This window comes from Brachymonas moutaii (nom. illeg.), from assembly GCF_049977365.1.
GTDB lineage: Bacteria > Pseudomonadota > Gammaproteobacteria > Burkholderiales > Burkholderiaceae_C > Brachymonas.
In genome coordinates, this window is the sequence record NZ_JBNGEN010000001.1 from 131,913 (window position 1) to 153,866 (window position 21,954).

Consider the following 21,954-nt stretch of genomic DNA (forward strand, 5'->3'; position numbering starts at 1 on the left):
GCACGGCATTTTTCTTGATGGAAATACGCATGGCACAGAAAATCAACGCAATCAAGGGCATGAACGACATCCTGCCCCCTGAGTCGGCCCAGTGGGAGTGGCTGGAAGCCAAGGTCCGCAGCGTCATGGGCCGCTTTGCCTACCGCAACATCCGCACCCCCATCGTGGAATCCACGGGGCTGTTCATTCGCGGTCTGGGCGAGGTCACCGACGTGGTCGAAAAGGAGATGTACTCCTTCGAGGACAAGCTCAATGGCGAGGCGCTGACGCTCCGTCCCGAGAACACCGCGGGAGTGGTGCGTGCCGTGGTGGAACACAATTCCCTGTACGAAGGCGGCAAGCGCCTGTACTACATGGGGCCGATGTTCCGCCATGAACGTCCCCAGCGGGGCCGCTATCGCCAGTTTCACCAGATCGGAGCCGAAGCGCTCGGCTTTGCCGGCGCCCATGTCGATGCCGAGCTGATTCTGATGGCGCAGGCCCTGTGGCAGGAGCTGGGTGTGCGAGATGTGCGGCTGGAGATCAACAGCCTGGGGCAGCCCGACGAGCGCCGCCAGCACCGCGAGGCCCTTGTTCGCCACTTCGAGGCCCATGCCGAGCTGCTCGACGAGGATGCCACCCGGCGCCTCCACAGCAATCCACTGCGCATTCTCGACACCAAGAATCCGGCCATGAAGGAGGTGGTCGAATCTGCTCCCCGGCTGCTGGATTTTCTCGGTGAAGCCTCTTTGGCGGCCTTTCAGACCCTGCAGGACATCCTGACGGCCAACGGCATTGCCTTCCGCATCAATCCGCGTCTCGTGCGCGGCCTCGACTACTACAACCTCACCGTGTTCGAGTTCATCACGGAAAGTCTCGGGGCGCAGGGCACCATCTGTGCAGGTGGGCGCTATGACGGGCTCATCGAGCAGGTGGGAGGCAAGCCTGCCCCCGGAGTGGGCTGGGCCATGGGCGTGGAACGTGTCCTTGAGCTGTTGCGCGAGCAGAATCTGCTGCCGGCAGCCGAAGCGCCGGATGTGTACGCAGTGATTCCCGATGTCGCCGCTCTGGGGGTGGCGATGCGGACGTTGCAGCAGCTTCGTCTGGCTGGCGTGCGGGTCCAGATGCATGCGGGGGGAACGCCCGAGCTTGGCAGCTTCAAGTCCCAGTTCAAGAAGGCCGATGCCAGTGGTGCACGCTATGCGCTCGTGTTCGGTTCCGACGAGCTGGCGCAGGGAGTTGTCACGCTCAAGCATCTCCGCGATGGAACGGGGGCGCAAAGCCCGTTACCATTGGCCGACGTATCTACGTGGGCACAGCGCCTACAATCCTGACATTCGCATTTTCCGCGCCCAGGCGCGCACAGGCAATTTATGGTCATCCAGGTTCAACATCTCGATCTAGAGGAGCAGGAGCAGCTCGATAAAATCAAGCAGTTCTGGGAGCGGTGGGGCAACATCATCACCGGCGTGCTGATCGTGGGGTTGCTGGGTTTTGCAGGCTGGCGCGGCTATGACTGGTACCAGTCCCAGCAGGCTGGCAAGGCTTCCCTGCTGTATGACCAGGTGCGTCTCGATGCCCAGTCCGGTGATGCAGCCAAGCTTGCCGAGAGTCTCAAGACCATGCAGGAACAGTACGGCAGCACCACCTACGCGCAGCAGGCGGGCCTTCTGGCCGCATCGACCTTCTTCCAGAAAGGGCAGGTCGACCAGGCCAAGGCGGCACTGACCGAGGTCATCGCAGAAAAGGCCGACAAAGGCCTGCAGAGCATGGCGAGGCTGCAGCTTGCACAGATCCTGACACAGCAGAAACAGTACGATCTGGCGCTGCAGCAGGTGTCGGGCAGCATGGATCCCGCGTTCGAAGGTCTGGCAGCCGATGCGCAGGGAGACATTCACCAGCTGCAGGGCAAGACACCAGAGGCCATTCAGGACTACACGCGCGCCTACAAGGCCCTGGAAGCGGGACTGCCCTATCGGCAGATGGTGGCCCTCAAGCTGACTGCACTGGGGGTCGACATTGCCCCGGAAACCCCAGCTGCATCGTCTGCGCCGGAGGCCGCTGCTGCATCGGCAGCCGGACCCGCATCGAGCGCTGCATCCGCATCCTCGGCAGCGCAGGCAGGCTGATTCCTGCCGGTTCTTCCGCTGGGAGCTTCCGGGTGTAGCCGTGGAGCCCGATCTGTCATCTTTTTCTTCTTTTCCGCCTGAGTGCAAGGAAATTCCATGAGGTCTCTCCTCCCCGCGGACAGTTCCGCAACCTCTCGACATGCATCCCGCGGCCTGCACCGGACGGTCTGTGCCGTATCTCTCGCGGTGGCGGCCATGCTGTCGGCCTGCTCTGGCTACAAACCGCCGCCTCCGTCGCCCCTGCAGCCGAATCCGGCCACGGTGGCTGCCCATGCAGCATGGACGCAGCGCCTGGCAGGTGGGGTGAACTTTCCCCTGCATGTGGCCGCTGTCGATGGCCGCCTGATCATGGCGGATGCCAGCGGAGATGTCATGGCACTCGATGCCACCACGGGAAGTGTGGCCTGGCGCACCCATGTCGCTTCGAGCCTCGTGGCTGGGGTCGGCACCGACGGCACCACGAGCGCCGTGGTCAGCGGCAGCAGCGAGCTCATTGCCATTCGCAATGGCATGGTGGCCTGGAAGGTTCCTCTTGCGTCGCAATCCTACACAGCTCCCCTGGTGGCAGGGGGGCGCGTGTTCGTGGTCAACGCCGATCGCAGCATTGCCGCCTATGATGCGGGCAATGGCTATCGCATCTGGCAGCAGAAGGCTCGTGCAGGCAATGAGGACAACCTCGTGCTCAAGCAGGATTCCCTGCTGATGGCGGCAGGCGGTGGCTTGTTGGTGGGAGTCGCAGGACGCATCGTTGCGTTCAATCCGGACAATGGAGCCCCGCTGGGAGAGGTCACGCTGGCCATTCCGCGCGGAGTCGACGAGGTGGCGCGCATGTCCGATGTGGTGGCGCCCGCCTCGCGCGTGGGCAACAGTCTGTGCGCCCGCACCTTCCAGGCCAATGTGGCCTGCGCCGACTACGGCAAGTCAGCCATTGCCTGGAGTCAGCCCAGCGATGGCACTTCTGGCATTTCCGGAGATGCACGCATCGTCGTCGGCGCCGATTCCCTTGGCGATGTCGTGGCATGGTCCCGTGCCGATGGCAAGCAGCTCTGGAAGAACACGACGTTCCGCCATCGTGGCCTGTCGGCCCCGCTGGTGATAGGGGACAACGTGCTGGTGGCAGATGCCCAGGGTTATGTGCACGTGCTCGACGCAGCAGACGGAGAGCTGCGCAACCGCGTGGCCACCGATGGCGCGCCCATTCAGGTTGCACCGGTGGCAGTAGGCCGCGATCTTGCAGTGGTCGTGGGGGCCAAGGGCACCGTATCGGCCATTCGTCTCCAGTGATCTTCCCCATCCTCTTTATTCATAGGAACCTGTCACGATGAAGCCCGTCATTGCACTGGTCGGACGGCCCAATGTCGGCAAATCGACACTTTTCAACCGCCTGACCAAATCCCGCGACGCCATCGTCGCCGACTTCGCCGGTCTCACGCGCGACCGTCACTACGGCAATGGCCGTCAGGGTCGGCGGGAGTTCATCGTCATAGACACCGGGGGCTTCGAGCCCGATGCGGGCAACGGCAGCATCTACCGGGAAATGGCGCGGCAGACCCAGCAGGCCGTGGCAGAAGCCGATGTGGTGATCTTCGTGGTGGACGCTCGGGAAGGGCTCTCTGCCCAGGATTACGAGATCGCCAATTACCTGCGTCGTCTCGGCAAGCCTACCGTGCTGGTGGGCAACAAGGCCGAAGGCATGAAGGAGGGGCGGCAGCTCGCCGAGTTCTACGAACTGGGGCTGGGTGAGGTGCATGGCATCTCTGCGGCCCACGGACAGGGGGTGCGCGGTCTGGTGGATCTGGCGCTCGATCTCATCGGCATTCCAGAGCCCGATGAAGATGCGCCAGAGCCTGCGAATGACGTGATCCGGCTGGCGGTGGCAGGCCGCCCGAACGTGGGCAAGTCCACGTTGATCAACACTTGGCTGGGAGAGGAGCGTCTGGTGGCGTTCGATCTTCCCGGCACCACCCGCGACGCCATTTCGGTGCCTTTCGAGCGCAACGGGCAGAAGTTCGAGCTGATCGATACCGCAGGGCTCCGCCGCAAGGGCAAGGTGTTCGAGGCGATCGAGAAGTTCTCCGTCGTCAAGACGCTGCAGGCCATCGAATCCGCGAATGTCGTGCTGCTGCTGCTCGATGCCACGCAGGGCGTGACCGACCAGGATGCCCACATTGCAGGCTATATCCTGGAATCCGGCCGCGCCGTGGTGCTCGCCATCAACAAATGGGATGCCGTGGACGAATACCAGCGTGAGCTGGTGCTGCGGTCGGTAGAGAGTCGTCTGGCCTTCCTGAAGTTCGCGGCGCTGCACTACATTTCCGCCAAGAAACGGCAGGGGCTCGGCCCTCTGTGGCAGTCCATCGCCGACGCACATGCAGCAGCCAACTGCAAGATGCCCACGCCGGTGCTGACCAGGCTGCTGCATGAGGCAGTGCAGTTCCAGGCGCCCAGGCGCAGCGGAATGTACCGCCCCAAGCTGCGTTATGCGCATCAGGGGGGCATGAATCCGCCTGTGGTAGTGGTACATGGCAACTCGCTCGAAGGTGTCACCGATGCCTACAAGCGCTATCTGGAAGGACGCCTGCGCAAGCACTTCAATCTGATCGGCACTCCGCTGCGCATCGAGATGAAGACTTCGCACAACCCCTACGTCGACAAGAGCTGATCGGCCCCGTCGGTTGCGGCAGTGGCGGCCATGCCGGCCGCACGACCGCTGGATACGGCACCTTCCAGCGTCGCTGGGTAGGGGCCTTCCACATAGTCGCCACATGCCCACAGATCCGGTAGGACGCGTGGGGATGGGCGGCGCAGTTCCCGGGCGCAGACAAAGGTCGCCCGTTTTTCCATCAAGGTGCGCTCCAGGATCAGTTCAGTCAGATTCAGCTGGTCGGTGGCCTGCTGCAGCACACGAGCCTCCATCACCTGCCGCTCTTCCATGGCATGGCTGCAGACAAAGGCCAGCAGATGGTGCGGTTGCCCATCCATCAGACGCGTGCGGTGGGCGTGATGAAACACGAACTGTGCAGGAGCGCTGTCCGAGTCGGGCAAGGCCTGCATTGCAGGCAGTCCGGCGCAGGATCGAGCGGGGCACCACACGTACGTAGTTGCGATGGCGGCCTGCGCAAGTGCATGGGCATCCTGTGCCCAGGACAGATCGGCGGGGACAACCTCAGCAGCAGTCAGAGTCGATACCAGCCTAGCCGCTTCCCAGGAGGGGCAGGCCAGAATGACACGGTCATGCCGGGCGCTCACGGTGCTGGTCCCCTTCGGGGTCACTTCCAGCTCCCAGGGGGCGGTGTCTGTATGGCGCGACAGGCTGCGCACGCGGCTGGCAAGGTGCACCTGTCCACCATGGCGGGATACCCATTGCAGAGCGGGAGCGGGCAGTACGGCGCCCAGAGGAACCATGGGCCACAACACGTCGGCGCTCCCCCGCGTGGAGAACAAGGCGTCTCGAATCACGCGCAGAAACATCGGTCCACTGGTGTTTTCCGGTGGAGAGTTGAAGGCCGACAGGCACAGGGGCTCAATCAGGTGGCGTTGGATGATCGGAGGCAGGCTGGCGCACAGGGTCTGTACCGTGACCTCCTCGGAGCATGTGAATCCGGTTTTTTGCCAGTGCATGGCGGTCTGCAGCAGGTGCCATCTGTCCGCCCAGGTCCATCCCTTGGCACGCAGGATGCCCCAGGCCGTGGCAAGACTCGGAAAGCGGCTGCTGCAGGGCAGGGCCAGTCCCGTGCCGTCGGGCCAGCGCAGATCCAGGGGAAGCCGCTGCAGTACGGTGTCCGGTTCGATGCCCACCTCGCGCATCAGCGCAAGCGTTTCCCGGTAGGCACCCAGCAAGATATGCTGGCCGTTGTCCAGCGGAAGGTCGTTTCGGCCTGCGATCGTGCGCGCACGCCCACCGGGTTCCGAGGCTGCTTCATATACCGTGACCCGATGTCCCCTTGCCACCGCTGTCACGGCGGCGGCACATCCTGCCCAGCCGGCACCGATGATGGCGATGTCGAAGCGCCTCAGGGCCTCAGGCATAGGTAAGATTCCGACACTGCAGGAGCTTGGCCTCCCAGTCTGTGAGGGAAAGAAGCGTCGGGATCATATCCTGCGTGCCCCCAGCGCCTGCACTTTCCACGCCAGCCAGAACTTGCGCAGGGGAGTGAGTGCAATGCGCTGGTGCAGAACCTGGAAGTCTTCTCTTTCGATTTCGCGCAGCAGCGTGCGATAGATGCTGCCCATCATCAGCCCCGGCTTCTGGCTGCGGCGATCCGCTGCCGGCAATGCGGCCAGTGCCTCCTCGTAGAGGGCATGGGCACGCTGGGCCTGAAACTGCATCAGGGCCCGGAACTCGGGGCTGTATTGCCTGTCGAGGATGGCGCTTGCACGCACCCCGAAGGTCTGCATGTCGTTCACGGGGAGATAGATGCGGCCTCGCATGGCATCCTCGCCCACATCGCGGATGATGTTGGTGAGCTGCAGCGCCAGTCCCAGCTTGTGGGCGTAGTCGGTGGTCCCGGCTTCCGATTGCCCAAAGATGCGTGCCGACACTTCACCGACGATGCCCGCCACGAGGTGGCAATAGCGCTGCAGGCCCGGAAAATCCAGATAGCGTGTCTGCTGCAGATCCATGCGGCAGCCTTCGATCACAGCCATCAGGTGGCGTTTCTCGATGCCGAAGCGCGGAGCCAGCGGCATGATCGCACGCATCACGGGGTGGGTCGCTTCTCCCGCGTAGGCCTGTTCGACCTCGCGCTCCCACCATGCGAGCTTGGTCTGTGCCACCATGGGATCGCTGACCTCATCCACCACATCGTCCACCTCGCGGCAGAAGGCGTAGAAGGCCGTGATGGCGGCACGGCGTTCGGCCGGGAGGAACAGGAAGGCGTAATAGAAACTGCTGCCGGAAGATACAGCGGTCTGCTGAACGTAATCCTGGGGAGAACTGGCGGTAGGCGAAGACATGCGCCTATTGTCCCATGGAAGCCTCACCGCGCCGGCAGGAGCAGGGCGCTCAGCAGCAGCCCCGGCAGATCTCCAGCACCCAGCGCAGGGCGGTGCTGCGCGATGCTGGCTCCAAGGGCGCGGGTTCGGCGACCGATTCGCAGTCCGCCCTCGATCACCAGCCGCAGTTCCAGCCCGGCCTTCCAGCCCGCTGCGGCGCGCACGACACCCGGCAGGCCCATCCCGCTGCGCATCAATGTCGTGCTGAACGCCAGCAATTCCTCCATCAGCATCTGCAGATCCATGGCATGGGCTTGCTGCGGACACCGCGGATCCACATGGAACTGTGCGCACAGGTCTGCTGGGAGATAGTAGCGTCCTCGGGGCACATCCACCGAAAGGTCCTGCCAGAAATTGAAGAGCTGCAGCGCCGTGCAGATGGCGTCGCTTTGCTGCAGGGCCGTTTCGGAAGCAACACCATAGAGGTGCAGCAGCAGTCGTCCCACCGGATTCGCCGACAGACGGGCATAGTCCTGCAGGCTGCGCAGGTCGGCGTGCACGCTGCCATCTCGGGAGGCCTCCACATCGTGTTCGAAGGCATTGAGAAGATCATGCAGCCACGACACCGGCAGTGCATGCCGGATCACGGCCGTTCTGAGCGGCTGCATCACGGACGCCCAGGGGGCACCGTCGTCCGCATTCTCGGAGGCACGAGTCAGGGTGCGGTCGAGGGCGAGCCGATACGCGGCCAGAGACTGCAGCCGTGCATCGGCTGTGTGGCTGCCTTCGTCTGCCAGATCATCGGCTGTGCGCGCGAAGTGATAGATCGCCACGATGGCAGGGCGCAGCGCAGCCGGGCACAGCAGGCTGGCCACGGGAAAGTTCTCGTAATGATCGACGGAGGAGGGAGATGGGGGCACGGTGTGATCCAAGGGCGCAGATCCCCTGTGGGGAAGGGCGCCACGCGGGCCAAAGCGGCCGTTTGTCCGGCGCGTGGCCCGTGCGGTGCATTTTGCAAGGTAGAATCACATGTTACCTGTTTTCGTCCGGAACACCGCCGTGCGGTGCCCCATGGACCGGGAGCAGCGCGGGTGGCGAAATTGGTAGACGCACCAGGTTTAGGTCCTGACGCCAGCAATGGCGTGGGGGTTCAAGTCCCCCCCCGCGCACCACACGATTCTGCAGCCATGCCGCAGCCCCCGCTGCGACATGCACGTCATCACAAAGGAAATCTCAATGACAGTGACCGTTGAAACGCTGGAAAAGCTGGAACGCAAGATCACCCTGAACGTCCCTGCCAAGGACATCGAGACCGAAGTCGGCAAGCGCCTTCAGCGTCTGTCCCGTACCGTCAAGATGGATGGATTCCGTCCCGGCAAGGTGCCCATGAGCGTGGTGGCGCGCCAGTATGGTCCTGCTGTCCAGTACGAAGTCATCAACGACAAGGTCGGCGAGGCCTTCTACCAGGCAGCCAGCGAAGCTGGCCTGCGCGTGGCTGGCCAGCCTGCCATCAGCGAGAAGGAAGGCGCTCCCGAGGGCGAGCTTCAGTTCGACGCTGTCTTCGAGGTGTTCCCTGAAGTGAAGATCGAAGGCCTGGAAAACGCTGAGATCGAGAAGCTGGAAGCCGAGGTGGATGATTCTGCCGTGGATCGCACCATCGACATCCTGCGCAAGCAGCGCCGCACCTTCAGCCAGCGTGGCAACGACCAGCCGGCCCAGGATGGCGACCGCGTGACTGTGGATTTCGAGGGCAAGATCGACGGTGAAGTGTTCGCGGGCGGCAAGGCAGAGGACTTCCAGTACCTCGTCGGCGAAGGCCAGATGCTCAAGGAGTTCGAGGATGCCGTGCGCGGCATGAAGCTGGGCGAAAGCAAGACCTTCCCCCTGGCCTTCCCCGAGGACTATCACGGCAAGGATGTGGCAGGCAAGACCGCCGACTTCCTCGTCACGGTCAAGAAGCTCGAAGCTGCGCACCTGCCGGAAGTCGATGACGAATTCGCCAAGCAGCTCGGCGTGGCCGAAGGCACTGTCGAAGCCCTGCGCAACGACATCCGCAAGAATCTGGCTCGTGAGGTCAAGTACCGTCTGCTGGCCCGCAACAAGTCTGCGGTCATGGAAGCGCTGCTGGCCCATGCCCAGCTCGACCTGCCCAAGGCCAGCGTGCAGGCCGAGATCGACAACATGGTGCAGAACGCCCGTGCCGATCTCCAGCAGCGCGGCATCAAGGATGCGGACAAGGCGCCCATTCCCGGCGACCTGTTCAAGGACCAGGCCGAGCGCCGCGTCCGTCTGGGCCTGATCGTGGCAGAGCTCGTGCGTGCCAACAACCTGCTCGCTACGCCCGAACAGGTCAAGACCCATGTCGAAGAGCTGGCTTCCAGCTACGAGAAGCCCGAGGACGTGGCCCGCTGGTATTATGGCGACGAAGGGCGCATGGCCGAAATCGAAGCGGTCGTCACCGAGAACAACGTAGCCAACTATGTACTGGGCAAGGCAAAGGTCACTGACAAGAAGGTGTCCTTCGACGAACTGATGGGCCCTCAGGCCTGATCGGCGGCGACGTCAGCCCTTGAACGGGTGGCCTGTGCGGGTGGGCTTGCAGTCCCCTTCACAGGCCTTATTTATTGCAGGTCGACACTGTTTTCTGTATCTGCTGTCAGGTGAGTGCAGTGTCTGATCCATCCTATCGGAGCGAGCAAGTCATGCAGAATCAATTCAGCGGTACCGGTGCACTGGACGCCCAGGCGCTTGGCCTCATCCCCATGGTGATCGAGCAGTCGGGACGGGGGGAGCGTTCCTATGACATCTATTCCCGCCTGTTGCGTGAGCGGGTGGTCTTTCTGGTAGGGCCCGTCAACGACCAGACAGCCAGTCTGGTGGTGGCGCAGCTCCTGTTCCTGGAGAGCGAGAATCCCGAGAAGGACATTTCCTTCTATATCAACTCTCCCGGTGGGTCGGTGAGCGCTGGCATGGCCATCTATGACACCATGCAGTTCATCAAGCCGGATGTCTCCACCCTCTGCATGGGGATGGCAGCCAGCATGGGGGCATTCCTCCTGTCGTCCGGTGCCAAGGGCAAGCGTTTCAGCCTTCCCAATTCCCGCGTGATGATCCATCAGCCTCTGGGCGGGGCCCAGGGCCAGGCTACCGATATCGAGATCCATGCCCGGGAAATCCTGCGCCTGCGCAAGGACCTGAACCATATCCTGGCCTCCAATACCGCACAGCCGCTCGACAAGATCGAACGCGATACCGAGCGGGATTTCTTCATGTCTGCCGAGGAAGCCCAGAACTATGGCCTCGTCGACAAGGTGATCACGCACCGCAGCCAGGCCGTCTGACCGACCTCCTTCCTGCAGGTGTGGCCAACGATCTCAGCGAGACCGTCGGCCACACTGGTGCCGGGCATTTCTGGTTCTGGCATTTCTCGCATTTTTTCCGTCTTCTCCAGTCGATTGGCATTTTGCCGGTCGCACATGATTCATGACCACGCACAAAGAAGGCTCGTCCCACAGCAAGACCATGCACTGCTCGTTCTGCGGCAAGTCCCAGGATGAAGTGCAGAAAATGGTTTCGGGCAGCTACAACGGGCAGTCCGTCTTCATCTGCAACGAATGCATCGAGCAATGCAACGACATCCTCAAGGAAGATCTCGATCAGGGGAGCAGCGACACCGCTGCGGCCGATGCCTTGCCCACTCCTGCGCAGATCAAGGCCAACCTTGACAACTACGTGATCGGTCAGGAAGTGGCCAAGCGGACCCTGGCCGTGGCGGTTTACAACCACTACAAGCGTCTGCGTCACAAGGAGCAGCCTGGCAAGGATGATGTCGAGCTCAGCAAGAGCAACATTCTGCTCATAGGTCCCACTGGATCGGGCAAGACCCTGCTGGCTCAGACCATGGCCCGCATGCTCAATGTGCCCTTCGTGATGGCGGATGCCACCACACTCACCGAAGCAGGCTACGTGGGCGAAGATGTCGAGAACATCATCACCAAGCTGCTTCAGAGCTGTGATTACGACATCGAGCGTGCGCAGAAGGGCATCGTCTACATCGATGAAATCGACAAGATTTCCCGCAAGTCCGACAACCCTTCCATCACACGCGATGTGTCGGGCGAAGGTGTGCAGCAGGCACTGCTCAAGCTGATCGAAGGGACCATCGCCAGCATTCCTCCGCAGGGAGGGCGCAAGCACCCCAATCAAGACTTTCTGCAGGTCGATACCACCAATATGCTGTTCATCTGTGGTGGGGCATTCGCAGGACTCGAAAAAGTGGTGGAGCAGCGTACCGAAGGATCTGGCATCGGTTTCGGTGCCGAGGTGCGTGGCAAGGAAAACCGTACACTCAGCGAAATCTTCGACCAGATCGAGCCCGAGGATCTGATCAAGTACGGCCTCATTCCCGAACTCATCGGACGCATGCCGGTGGTGGCGGTGCTCTCCGAGCTCGATCAGCAAGCCCTGGTGCGCATTCTCACCGAACCCAAGAACGCCCTGGTCAAGCAGTACCAGCGCCTTTTCCAGATGGAAGGGGTTGAGCTGGAAGTGCAGCCCAAGGCACTTGAGGCCATTGCCAACAAGGCCATGCAGCGCAAGACCGGCGCACGGGGGCTGCGCTCCATCATGGAGCAGGCACTGCTCGACACCATGTTCGAGCTGCCCGCGCTCTCCAACGTCGAGAAGGTGGTGCTCGAAGAGGCCACGATTTCCAAGGGAGAGCGTCCCATGCTGGTCTATCGTGTTCCCGAGCAGGAAAAACAGGCCTGATCCACCCGGCGTCTGCCGTACAGTGGGCGGCAAGGTGAAGGAGAGCAGAGTTGCGGCTGCGCTGCAGCTTCCTCCTCTCGCTCCCTTGCTGACGGCATGAGCTGCTTCTGCCTGTGTTCATTTTCTATCCCGAAGTGCCTGCAGCCGGCCTTCGGGATTTTCATGCGGAGTTCGCGGTGACCGCTGCACCTCTGAATTCAGCCACCTTCCCAGGGTGCCCTGCTTGAAAAGCCTTCTGCTGCCCTCATAAACAAGGCTTGATGCCCAAGATGGAGAAAAGTGCCTCCCATGTCTGAATTTACCTATCTTCCACCCGAGGCGGTGGATCTGCCCATGCTGCCTCTGCGCGACGTCGTCGTGTTCCCGCACATGGTCATTCCTCTGTTCGTCGGCCGTGCCAAAAGCATCGCTGCGCTGGAGGCGGCCATGCAGGCCGGGCGTTCCATTGTGCTCGTGGCGCAGAAAAGTGCAGCCCAGGACAGCCCGACGACCGAAGACATGTTCGGGACCGGATGCATCGCCTCCATTCTTCAGCTGCTCAAGCTTCCCGATGGAACTGTCAAGGTTCTGGTGGAAGGCCGTCAGCGTGCGCGTGTGGATGCGATCGTGGAGGGAGATGACTATTTTTCTGCACACATCGAGCCCGCTCCCGTCGAGCAGGAATCCGATCTCACGGTGCCGGGAGAAACCCAGTCCGAGACGGAGGCACTGCGTCGTGCCCTCATGCAGTCCTTCGAACAGTATGTCAAGCTCAACAAGAAGATTCCCCAGGAAATACTCACCTCCATTTCCGGCATTGACGAGGCAGGACGTCTGGCAGACACCATTGCAGCCCATCTGCCGCTGACACTCGACAAAAAGCAGGCCATTCTCGATCAGCAGGATGTCAAGACCCGGCTCGACCAGCTGTTCACCCAGCTTGAGCAGGAAGTGGACATTCTCAATGTGGACAAGCGCATCCGCAGCCGTGTCAAGCGTCAGATGGAGAAGAACCAGCGCGACTTCTATCTCAACGAACAGGTCAAGGCCATCCAGAAGGAGCTCGGTGAAGGCGAGGAGGGGGCCGACATCGAGGAGCTCGAAAAGAAGATCAAGCAGGCTCGCATGCCCAAGGCAGCTCTTGCCAAGGCCGAGTCCGAACTGCGCAAGCTCAAGCTCATGTCGCCGATGTCGGCAGAGGCGGGCGTCGTGCGGAACTATCTCGATGTGCTCGTGGATCTTCCCTGGAGCAAGAAGACCAAGGTCAAGAACGATCTGGCCCATGCCGAAGAGATCCTGAACGCCGATCACTATGGGCTGGAACGCGTCAAGGATCGCATTCTGGAATATCTTGCAGTCCAGCAGCGCGTGGACAAGGTCAAGGCGCCCATTCTCTGTCTCGTGGGGCCGCCTGGAGTGGGCAAGACCTCTCTGGGGCAGTCCATCGCCAAGGCGACAGGGCGCAAGTATGTCCGCATGGCGCTCGGCGGCATGCGCGACGAGGCCGAGATCCGTGGGCATCGCCGCACCTACATCGGGGCACTTCCCGGCAAGGTGCTCCAGAATCTCTCCAAGGTAGGTACGCGCAACCCGCTCTTCCTGCTCGACGAGATCGACAAGCTCGGTGCGGACTTCCGGGGTGACCCTTCCAGTGCACTGCTGGAGGTGCTGGATCCCGAGCAGAACCATGTCTTTGCCGATCACTATGTCGAGCTTGATTTCGACCTCAGTGATGTGATGTTCGTGGCCACCTCCAATTCCATGAACATTCCTGCTGCGTTGCTCGACCGCATGGAAGTCATCCGGCTTTCCGGATACACCGAAGACGAAAAGGTCCATATCGCCATCCAGTATTTGCTGCCCAAGCAGATGAAGAACAATGGGGTTCAGGATTCCGAGCTTGAGGTGACCGAGGCCGCCATCCGTGACATCGTGCGTTTCTACACGCGGGAGGCAGGCGTGCGGTCCCTGGAGCGGGAGCTCTCCCGCATCTGCCGCAAGGTGGTCAAGGCCGTGCTGCTCAAGCAGTCCAGCGGCAAGGTGGTCGTCACACCGGACAATCTGAACGATCTTCTGGGGGTGAGGCGCTTCACCTATGGCCATGCGGAAACGGCCAACCGTGTAGGACAGGTGGTGGGACTGGCCTGGACCGAGACGGGCGGCGATTTGCTGACCATCGAAGTGGCCACCATGCCGGGCAAGGGGGTCATTCAGCGCACAGGGTCGCTGGGCGACGTGATGAAGGAGTCGGTGGAAGCGGCACGCACTGTGGTGCGCAGCCGTGCGGCCCAGCTGGGTATCCCGGATGAAGTCTTCGAGAAGCGCGACATTCATATTCATGTGCCCGATGGTGCAACACCCAAGGATGGACCCAGTGCAGGGGCCGCCATGACGACGGCCATGGTGTCCGCGCTTACCGGCATCCCGGTGCGCAGCGATGTGGCCATGACCGGTGAGATCACCCTGCGCGGAGAGGTCACCATCATCGGTGGCCTCAAGGAAAAGCTGTTGGCTGCGCTGCGTGGCGGTATCCGTCAGGTCATCATTCCGGAAGAGAATGTCAAGGATCTGCAGGAAATTCCCGACAACGTCAAGACCGGTCTGGAGATCATTCCCGTACGCTGGATTGACCAGGTACTTGGCATTGCGCTGGAACATGTCCCCCAACCCTTGCCTCAAGCGACAGGAGCAGGCCACGGAACGGAAGAAGTTCCCGTGGCACAAGCGGCAGACGTGGTCGTCAAGTCCGACAGAGCGACTGCGAGGCCCCGCAAGGGAGCAGTCAAGCACTGATGTGATGCCGTAGTAGGGAGACCGAAAGGCCGATCATCCCGGACAGGTGGGCATTCCAGCCGCCTTCCGGGATTTTTTCTGGTCGGTCTTTGGAAAGGGAGTGAAAAAAACAAAGGCCCTCGAATGAGGGCCTTGAGAAGCTTGTGCGAAACAATGGATGGAGGCGCGAGGCGGAGTCGAACCGCCCTTCACGGATTTGCAATCCGGTGCATAACCGCTTTGCTATCGCGCCTTGAACAGGGCTTTGTCGCAGAATCAGCTTCTGCGACAAAAAAGGGAAGCTTTTGTGATGCTTCCCTGAAGGAATCTGGAGCGGGAAACGAGACTCGAACTCGCGACCTCAACCTTGGCAAGGTTGCGCTCTACCAACTGAGCTATTCCCGCGCTGAAGCCGAAAGTATAGCGGAAAAAATCTGTTTTTCGATTCAGCCAGGCAACAAAATTGTGAGTCGTCAGGACGGGGCAAAGGACAGGAGCTGCACAACTGGCAGGGGCGGCGATAATGGCCGCATGGTTACTACACATCACAAGATCATCTTCGGATTCCATGCGGTGGGCGTCCGGCTCAAGACGGCTCCTTCCTCGGTCATTGAGGTCTATATCGACGCCAGTCGACGCGATGCGCGCATGCGGCAGTTTCTCGAGCGTGCCAAGGAAGCGGAAATCAGGGTGATCGAAGCCGATGGCCTGCGTCTTTCGCGACTGAGTGGTGGTCATGGCCATCAGGGCGTGGTGGCACGTGTGCATGATCTGCCTGTGCAGCACTCGCTCGATGATCTGCTCGACACTCTCCAGGAGCCGCCTCTTCTGCTGGTGCTCGACGGCGTGACGGATCCTCACAATCTTGGAGCCTGCCTGCGGGTGGCGGATGGGGCAGGGGCCCATGCCGTCATTGCCCCCAAGGACCATGCTGCGGGAATCAATGCCACAGTGGCCAAGGTGGCCAGTGGGGCGGCCGAAACCGTGCCTTATTTCATGGTGACCAATCTGGCACGCACCCTGCGTGATCTGCAGGAGCGCAACATCTGGATCATAGGCACCAGCGGGGATGCCTCCTCCACGCTCTATGACGTGGATATGCGGCAAGGCACGGCTCTCGTGCTGGGTGCGGAAGGTCCCGGCATGCGTCAGCTGACGCGCAAGACGTGCGACGAACTGGTGAGCATTCCCATGCTGGGCGCTGTGGAAAGCCTGAATGTGTCCGTGGCGAGCGGGGTCTGCCTGTATGAGGCGCGTCGTCAGCGCCTGTGTGGCATAAGTGCCGAAGCAGGGCGCACCGAATGATGCATCGATCATGGGATGCTTGGCAATTTTTGATGAATGCCGCATAATAAGCGTCCCATGTCCAGACGCTGCGCTGACATGATTTGGCGCAGCATCACCTTGCGGTGAATGTATCGGGCATTCGCGTACATCTTCCCTCTTTCCTGTCCCACGCCGTGGGAGCCCGCAACCTCTGTTGCGGTGAAAAATCGTCAGAAGGTGGATGCACATTTCCTCCTTCCTTCTGATGACGCGCCAGGCGCCAAGCTTGGCGTGCGTGTTTTTCATGATTCCTTCTTTTTCCAATGACGCTGCACAGCTGCAGCCCGGCATGACTTCGCCTGCCGATGAGGCACAGGTGCCTTCGACAGACGCTTCTGTGTTGCCTTCCACCGACGAGGTGGAGGCATCTTCTCCGGCAGCGACCGAACAGTCCGGTACCGAACAGCCCTCGCAGGCTGCCGAGGTGGCGCCGAACGGTTTTGCACTGCTGCATCTTGCAGAGCCGCTGGTGCAGGCCTGCATCGATCTGGGCTATACCGAACCGACTCCCGTACAGGCGCGCGCCATTCCCATGGCATTGGCCACAGAGGCTGATTCCGAAGAATCGGCGCCGGGGTTCGTGGATCTGATGGTGTCCAGCCAGACTGGCAGTGGCAAGACTGCTGCCTTCCTGCTTCCCGTGCTGCATACCCTGCTTGCGCAGCGCGAAGCAGCTGCCGAGGCAGAGCGTCTTGAGTGGCAGCGCAAGATCGATGAGGCCGAAGCGCAGGGTGAACCTGCGCCGCGTCGTCCCCGTCGTCGCAATCCCACCGATCGCCGCCATTTCCGTGCAGCCGAGCCTGGTGCTCTGGTGCTGTGTCCCACGCGTGAACTGGCGCAGCAGGTGGCGCATGACGCCATCGACCTGGTTCGCCACTGCAAGGGACTGCGCATTGCCCATGTGGTGGGTGGCATGCCCTACGCCATGCAGATTGCGCGCCTGCAGAACGCCGATCTCGTGGTGGCGACCCCTGGGCGCCTGCTGGACCTGCAGCGCAGCATGCAGATCAAGCTCGACAAGGTACAGTTTCTGGTGGTCGACGAAGCCGACCGGATGCTGGATCTGGGCTTTGCGGAGGATCTGGCAGAGATCCATGCCCTTACGGCCAACCGGCGCCAGACGATGATGTTCAGCGCGACCTTTGCGCCCCGCATTCAGCAGCTGGCTGCCCGCGTCATGCGGGATCCACAGCGCATCCAGATCGATTCACCTCAGGATCGCCACAGCCAGATCACCCAGCGGCTTTACTGGGCCGACAATTTCGCGCACAAGCGTGCCATGCTGGACCACTGGCTGCGTGATCCTTCGATCGATCAGGCGATTGTATTTGCCAGCACCCAGATCGAGTGCGATGGTCTGGCCGAGGATCTGCAGCAGGCAGGCTTTGCCGCCGTCGCACTGCACGGTGCCCTGAGTCAGGGTCTGCGCAATCGGCGTCTCATGGCGCTGCGTCAGGGGCAGGTGCAGTTTCTTGTGGCAACCGATGTGGCGGCGCGCGGAATCGACGTACCGACCATTTCGCACGTCTTCAATTTCGGCCTGCCGATGAAGGCAGAGGACTATACGCACCGCATCGGTCGTACAGGGCGCGCGGGACGTTCGGGTCTGGCCATCACGTTTGCGGAATTCCGTGACCGCAATCGCGTCTGGGACATCGAGGATTACACGCGCCAGCCCTTGATGACCGCAGTGGTTCCGGGCATGGAGCCTGAGCAGCGTACTCCCACGCGGCATCCGCCGCGCGGCAAGGGAGGACGTGGTGCCGGTACTGGCGATGGCCGGGGCGGTCGTGGCAAGGGCGGACAGGGTGCCTGGGGTGGTGGTGCCAATCGCCGCAAGGGCTTTGGAGGAGGGCGCGTTGGCGGCTTCGGCGAATTTGGCGAGAGCGGACATCCGGCGCCGACCGGGCGTCGGGAGCCTCGCCATGCACCTGCGCCTTCGCGTGATGGGGGATTCCGTGCCGAGCGTGGAAACGTACGCTCGGGGCAGGGACGTCCTGATGGCATGTCCGGCGCACGCAGTGGACGTCGGCATCCTGCCAATTAAGCGCCGCGCAGCCTGAATCGATGTCTGCAGAATGAATGCCCCGCAAGGCCTCCTGGCTTGGTGGGGCATTTGTCCATCAGGGGCCTATGACGGTCCTAAGTGCTTGAACTGCTTGCATAAAGCAAAAGAATCATCTTATAATCAACGGTTCTGATCCTCTGTTAGCCGCCTCGCTGGGCTCTTGATGCATGCAGTGCATCGGCCAGCAGCAGCGTGTTTCCGTGTGTGGGAACATTGTGAAGAGGCCTTTTGTGCAGCTTGAATACGATCGGAAATTCTGAGGAAATTCCCCATGAATCTCATCCAGACCCTGGAACAAGAAGAAATCGAACGCCTTGGCAAGACCATCCCTGCATTCGCTCCTGGCGACACGGTGATTGTCAATGTGAACGTGGTTGAAGGCACCCGCAAGCGCGTGCAGGCTTATGAAGGCGTCGTGATCGCCAAGCGTAACCGTGGCATCAACAGCGGCTTCACCGTGCGCAAGATTTCCAGCGGCGAAGGCGTGGAGCGTACGTTCCAGACCTACAGCCCGCTGATTGCCAGCATCGAAGTCAAGCGCCGCGGCGACGTGCGTCGTGCCAAGCTGTACTACCTGCGTGGTCGCAGCGGCAAGTCTGCCCGCATCAAGGAAAAGCTGCCTTCCCGCGTCAAGGAAGTCGCTGCTCAGTAAGGCAGATTGCTTCGACGCAGGTCCGGCAGCTCTGCTGCGGGACCTCGGCATGAAAAAAGCCGTTTCCATCTCTGTGATGGAGCGGCTTTTTTCATGCCTGACGCCTGACTGCAGTGTGCTCGAAATCGAATGTGGATAATCAAGGCGTATCTGCCCGGTGATTTGTCCATTCAGAGATCGCGATGATGTCTCCTGTCCCGCATGCAGTCCCTGTGCCTGCTGCCTCTGTATCCGAACGTGTTCCCGATCCACATGCCGTGTCGATATGGCAGGACGCCACGAATCGTCTGCATGATCAACCGGCCGTGACGCCAGATCGACTTACGTCCGATGCGCTGCGCAGGCGCTTTCTTCAGCCTCTGGATTGGAGACAGGAAGAACGACATGATCTGCAGCTTGTGCCTTCAGGGCAGAGAGACGCAGCCGTGCTGATTGGATTGCAGCGGGGGCAGGAAGCGGCTTCCACCTCTGACAGGTCTGCAGGGCTGGAAGTGCTGCTGACCCAGCGTACCGCTCAGCTGCGTGCACATGCCGGACAGATTGCGTTCCCCGGTGGAAAAATCGATGCACAGGACAGAGATGCTGTGGATGCAGCGTTGCGCGAGGCTCGCGAGGAGGTTGGGCTTGAGAGACAAGGCATCCAGGTGCTGGGCGCACTGCGCCCCTACGTGACCCATACCGGGTATCGGATTCTGCCTGTGGTGGCGCTTTTGCCCAGGGTATGGACACGGCATCCGAATCCGGCCGAGGTGGCGGATATCTTTACGGTGCCACTGGGCTTTCTGATGGATCCACGCAACCATCGCAAGCATGTCTGGCATGCGCCCACCGGGGAACGACGGGAATGGTTTTCCATGCCCTATGACGATCCTGAACAGGGAGTGGAGCGCTATATATGGGGGGTGACAGCGGGCATTCTGCGGGATCTGTATCACTTCCTGCAGGCAGGATGAACCCGAGGTTGTGGTGGCCTCCGGGGGGTGGCCTTGCGGTCTGTGCGGAATGGCGAAATTCTGCTCCGGGGCCGGCGGTCAGTAGCGGGACTGCCCCAATTCTGCATGCAGTTCGGCATAGAAGCGGTGTCGGCCGGGATCTATGCCGCCCTGATCGAGTGGTTTGCCGACCTGTGCAAGTACGGCACATCCAGGTTCATGAAGATGGCTGCAGTTGTAGAACCGGCAGGCGGTGGCATGGCGACTGAAGTCCGGCATATGCAGGGCCAGTTCGGCCGGAGCAAGGTGATGCAGGCCGAATTCCTGGAATCCCGGCGAGTCGATGATGGCGGTGTTGGAGGCGCGGTCCACCCAGTACCAATGGGTGGCCGTGGTGGTGTGCCGGCCTGAATTGAGTGCCTGGGAGATGGCGCCCGTTTGGACACCGGCCCCGGGCACCAGCAGGTTCACCAGAGTGCTCTTGCCCGTGCCCGATGGACCGAGCACCAGGGTGTGGTGTCCGCTCAGGGCCATGCGCAATGCCTCTGTTCCATTTTCGTGGGCGGAATGGTTTGCAGCGAGGTGCAGCGATACGGCGGTCACGGGGTAGCCCATGGCGCGGTAGGGCGCCAGCCGTTCCCAACCGCGGGCATGGGCGGCCTCGAGGTCGGCTTTGTTCAGGACAATCAAGGGGCGAATCTGGGCAGCTTCTGCCGCCAGCAGTGCCCGGGCCAGAAGCCGGTGTGAAAACTCGGGTTCTGCAGCGAGCAGGATCAGGATCTGGTCCAGATTGGCGGCGAATGCCTTGGTCCGCATGTCGTCTCGGCGATAAAACAGATTGCGGCGCGGGAGAATCTGTTCGATGGTGCCTTCATGTCCCTGTCCGGCAGGGGGGGCAGCCCATTGCACGCGGTCTCCCACCACAGACAGGTTTTTCTTGCCACGAGGGTGACAGATGCGCCGTGTACCGTCGTCGGATTCCACCACGATGTGCCTTCCGTGACTGGAAACCACACGCGCTTCATGGAGTGTGGACAGGCCTGGAGAGCTGGTGGAGGCAGGGACAGGGCGCTTGCCTGTTTTCCCTGAAGATGGGCGAGGAGGGGGCATGGGTCAGGAGTTCAGGGGAGGAAAGCCAAGGTGTGACAGACGTTCCACCGCCGGGGGGTGCGAATAGTAGAAGCGTGCGTAGAGGGGATCGGGCGTCAGTGTGCTGGCGTTGTCTTCGTAGAGCTTGAGAAGGGCCGAAGCCAGGGCCTTGCCGTTCGTCTGGGCAACGGCATAGGCGTCCGCTTCGTATTCCTGCTTGCGTGACAGGGCCGACAGGAAGGGGGAAAGCAGAAATCCGAATACCGGTGTGACCAGCATGAACAGGATGAGTGCCAGAGCGGCATTCGGGGACATCATGTTCGGGATCACCCCGAGTCCGGTGTAGAACCATACCTGGTTGTAGAGCCAGCCTAGCAGCGCAAAGCCTGCCAGACTGAGAGCAAAGAGCACGAGCATGCGCTTGATGACGTGGCGATGGTGAAAATGCCCCAGTTCATGCGCCAGCACGGCCTCGACTTCTTCCGCATTGAGCTTGTTGAGCAGCGTATCGAAGAACACCACACGCTTGGCATGGCCCAGTCCCGTGAAATAGGCGTTGGCATGCGCGCTGCGGCGGCTGCCGTCCATGACGAAGAGTCCGCGGGAGCGGAATCCGCAGCGCTCCATCAGGGCCTGTACGCGCGCCGCAAGCTGTGCATCCTCCAGAGGCTTGAATCGGTTGAACAGGGGGGCAATCCAGGTGGGATAGATCACCATCAGCAGCACATTGAAGGCCACCCATGCCGCCCATGCCCACAGCCACCACCAGATGCCTGCCTTCTGCATCAGCCAGAGGAACAGTGCTGCCAGCGGCAGACCGATGATGGCAGAGAGCACAATGCCCTTGAGCAGGTCCCCTATCCAAAGGGCGGTGGTAGTGGTGTTGAAGCCGAAGCGTTGTTCGAGTCGGAAGGTCTGGTACCAGCCCAGCGGAAGCTCCAGTGCACCGTTGATCAGGAAGAAACAGGCGAGGAGGGCCAGCTGCTGTGCCATGGGGTGCTGCAGCTTCTCAAGCAGCGCGTAGTTGAGAGCAGCCAGACCACCCAGCAGTGTCCAGCCTACGAGCACGGCTGCGGCATACACCGAAGCCCAGATGTCCCACTGATTCCTGGAGATCGTGTAGGCGGCTGCCTTCTGGTGGGCATCGTGGCTGACCATATGGGCGAACATGTCTGGTACGCGGTCACGGCGCCACGCCACATGGCGCATCTGGCGCAAGGCCAGCCAGAACTTGATAAGCAGCCCGCCGAGCAGGGCGACCACGAAAAGCCCGGTGAAAAGATTGAGATAACTGATGTCGGTAAAGAGTTGCGCATCCATCTC

General features: G+C 61.5%; 17 protein-coding genes and 3 tRNA genes. 13 read left to right on the top strand and 7 right to left on the bottom strand.

Annotated features, from left to right (window positions below; translation table 11 throughout):
* Positions 1-29: 29 nt before the first annotated feature.
* The 4 genes from hisS (at position 30) to der (ending at position 4,770) form a co-directional block, all read left to right on the top strand.
* Positions 30-1,313: a histidine--tRNA ligase gene (gene hisS / locus ACP2WS_RS00630; RefSeq protein ID WP_374492687.1), complete on the top strand. Its 1,284-nt coding sequence runs from the start codon at positions 30-32 to the stop codon at positions 1,311-1,313.
* Positions 1,314-1,352: 39 nt separating this feature from the next.
* A complete protein-coding gene (locus ACP2WS_RS00635) occupies positions 1,353-2,108 on the top strand; it encodes a YfgM family protein (protein WP_426459006.1) in 756 nt (251 codons plus the stop codon).
* Between the two features lie 195 nt (positions 2,109-2,303).
* On the top strand, positions 2,304-3,392 hold the full coding sequence (locus ACP2WS_RS00640) for an outer membrane protein assembly factor BamB (protein WP_426459007.1): 1,089 nt from the start codon (positions 2,304-2,306) through the stop codon (positions 3,390-3,392).
* A gap of 37 nt (positions 3,393-3,429) precedes the next feature.
* Positions 3,430-4,770, top strand: coding sequence for a ribosome biogenesis GTPase Der (der, locus tag ACP2WS_RS00645; RefSeq protein ID WP_374492693.1), 1,341 nt, complete (start codon positions 3,430-3,432; stop codon positions 4,768-4,770).
* On the opposite strand, the gene ACP2WS_RS00650 is transcribed toward der, so the two are convergent.
* The 3 genes from ACP2WS_RS00650 to hpnC form a co-directional block, all read right to left on the bottom strand.
* Complete coding sequence (locus ACP2WS_RS00650; protein WP_426459009.1) at positions 4,752-6,137, bottom strand: hydroxysqualene dehydroxylase; 1,386 nt, start codon at positions 6,135-6,137, stop codon at positions 4,752-4,754. The genes der and ACP2WS_RS00650 overlap by 19 nt on opposite strands.
* A gap of 63 nt (positions 6,138-6,200) precedes the next feature.
* Positions 6,201-7,064 carry a presqualene diphosphate synthase HpnD gene (gene hpnD, locus ACP2WS_RS00655; protein WP_426459010.1) on the bottom strand — a complete coding sequence of 288 codons (864 nt, stop codon included), beginning with the start codon at positions 7,062-7,064 and terminating at the stop codon, positions 6,201-6,203.
* 23 nt (positions 7,065-7,087) lie between these two features.
* Positions 7,088-7,975, bottom strand: a complete 888-nt coding sequence (hpnC, locus tag ACP2WS_RS00660; RefSeq protein WP_426459011.1) for a squalene synthase HpnC — start codon at positions 7,973-7,975, stop codon at positions 7,088-7,090.
* Between the two features lie 153 nt (positions 7,976-8,128).
* Here hpnC and ACP2WS_RS00665 point away from each other — a divergent pair.
* From ACP2WS_RS00665 to lon, 5 genes are all read left to right on the top strand, one after another.
* Positions 8,129-8,215 (top strand) — tRNA-Leu (locus tag ACP2WS_RS00665).
* A gap of 64 nt (positions 8,216-8,279) precedes the next feature.
* The gene (gene tig / locus ACP2WS_RS00670) at positions 8,280-9,593 is read left to right on the top strand and encodes a trigger factor (protein WP_374492701.1); all 1,314 of its coding nucleotides are present in this window, start codon (positions 8,280-8,282) and stop codon (positions 9,591-9,593) included.
* A 152-nt stretch (positions 9,594-9,745) separates the two neighbouring features.
* Positions 9,746-10,384: an ATP-dependent Clp endopeptidase proteolytic subunit ClpP gene (gene clpP, locus ACP2WS_RS00675; RefSeq protein WP_374492703.1), complete on the top strand. Its 639-nt coding sequence runs from the start codon at positions 9,746-9,748 to the stop codon at positions 10,382-10,384.
* A 142-nt stretch (positions 10,385-10,526) separates the two neighbouring features.
* On the top strand, positions 10,527-11,813 hold the full coding sequence (gene clpX / locus ACP2WS_RS00680) for an ATP-dependent Clp protease ATP-binding subunit ClpX (RefSeq protein WP_374492705.1): 1,287 nt from the start codon (positions 10,527-10,529) through the stop codon (positions 11,811-11,813).
* A 288-nt stretch (positions 11,814-12,101) separates the two neighbouring features.
* Positions 12,102-14,585 carry an endopeptidase La gene (lon, locus tag ACP2WS_RS00685; protein WP_426459012.1) on the top strand — a complete coding sequence of 828 codons (2,484 nt, stop codon included), beginning with the start codon at positions 12,102-12,104 and terminating at the stop codon, positions 14,583-14,585.
* 158 nt (positions 14,586-14,743) lie between these two features.
* Here the strand turns inward: lon and ACP2WS_RS00690 are convergent.
* A tRNA-Cys gene (locus ACP2WS_RS00690) sits at positions 14,744-14,817 on the bottom strand.
* 76 nt (positions 14,818-14,893) lie between these two features.
* Positions 14,894-14,969 (bottom strand) — tRNA-Gly (locus ACP2WS_RS00695).
* 126 nt (positions 14,970-15,095) lie between these two features.
* Here ACP2WS_RS00695 and rlmB point away from each other — a divergent pair.
* The 4 genes from rlmB (at position 15,096) to ACP2WS_RS00715 (ending at position 19,563) form a co-directional block, all read left to right on the top strand.
* Entirely contained in the window at positions 15,096-15,869 is a 774-nt protein-coding gene (gene rlmB / locus ACP2WS_RS00700; RefSeq protein ID WP_374492708.1) for a 23S rRNA (guanosine(2251)-2'-O)-methyltransferase RlmB, read from the top strand.
* Positions 15,870-16,179: 310 nt separating this feature from the next.
* Entirely contained in the window at positions 16,180-17,937 is a 1,758-nt protein-coding gene (locus ACP2WS_RS00705) for a DEAD/DEAH box helicase (protein ID WP_426459014.1), read from the top strand.
* 292 nt (positions 17,938-18,229) lie between these two features.
* Positions 18,230-18,610 carry a 50S ribosomal protein L19 gene (gene rplS / locus ACP2WS_RS00710; protein ID WP_374492713.1) on the top strand — a complete coding sequence of 127 codons (381 nt, stop codon included), beginning with the start codon at positions 18,230-18,232 and terminating at the stop codon, positions 18,608-18,610.
* 425 nt (positions 18,611-19,035) lie between these two features.
* Positions 19,036-19,563 (top strand): NUDIX hydrolase, encoded by a 528-nt coding sequence (locus ACP2WS_RS00715; RefSeq protein WP_426459015.1) that lies wholly within the window; start codon positions 19,036-19,038, stop codon positions 19,561-19,563.
* A gap of 78 nt (positions 19,564-19,641) precedes the next feature.
* Here the strand turns inward: ACP2WS_RS00715 and rsgA are convergent, their stop codons facing one another.
* Positions 19,642-20,652 (bottom strand): ribosome small subunit-dependent GTPase A, encoded by a 1,011-nt coding sequence (gene rsgA / locus ACP2WS_RS00720; protein ID WP_426459016.1) that lies wholly within the window; start codon positions 20,650-20,652, stop codon positions 19,642-19,644.
* A gap of 3 nt (positions 20,653-20,655) precedes the next feature.
* Positions 20,656-21,951 carry a M48 family metallopeptidase gene (locus tag ACP2WS_RS00725; protein ID WP_426459018.1) on the bottom strand — a complete coding sequence of 432 codons (1,296 nt, stop codon included), beginning with the start codon at positions 21,949-21,951 and terminating at the stop codon, positions 20,656-20,658.
* Positions 21,952-21,954 lie beyond the last annotated feature (3 nt).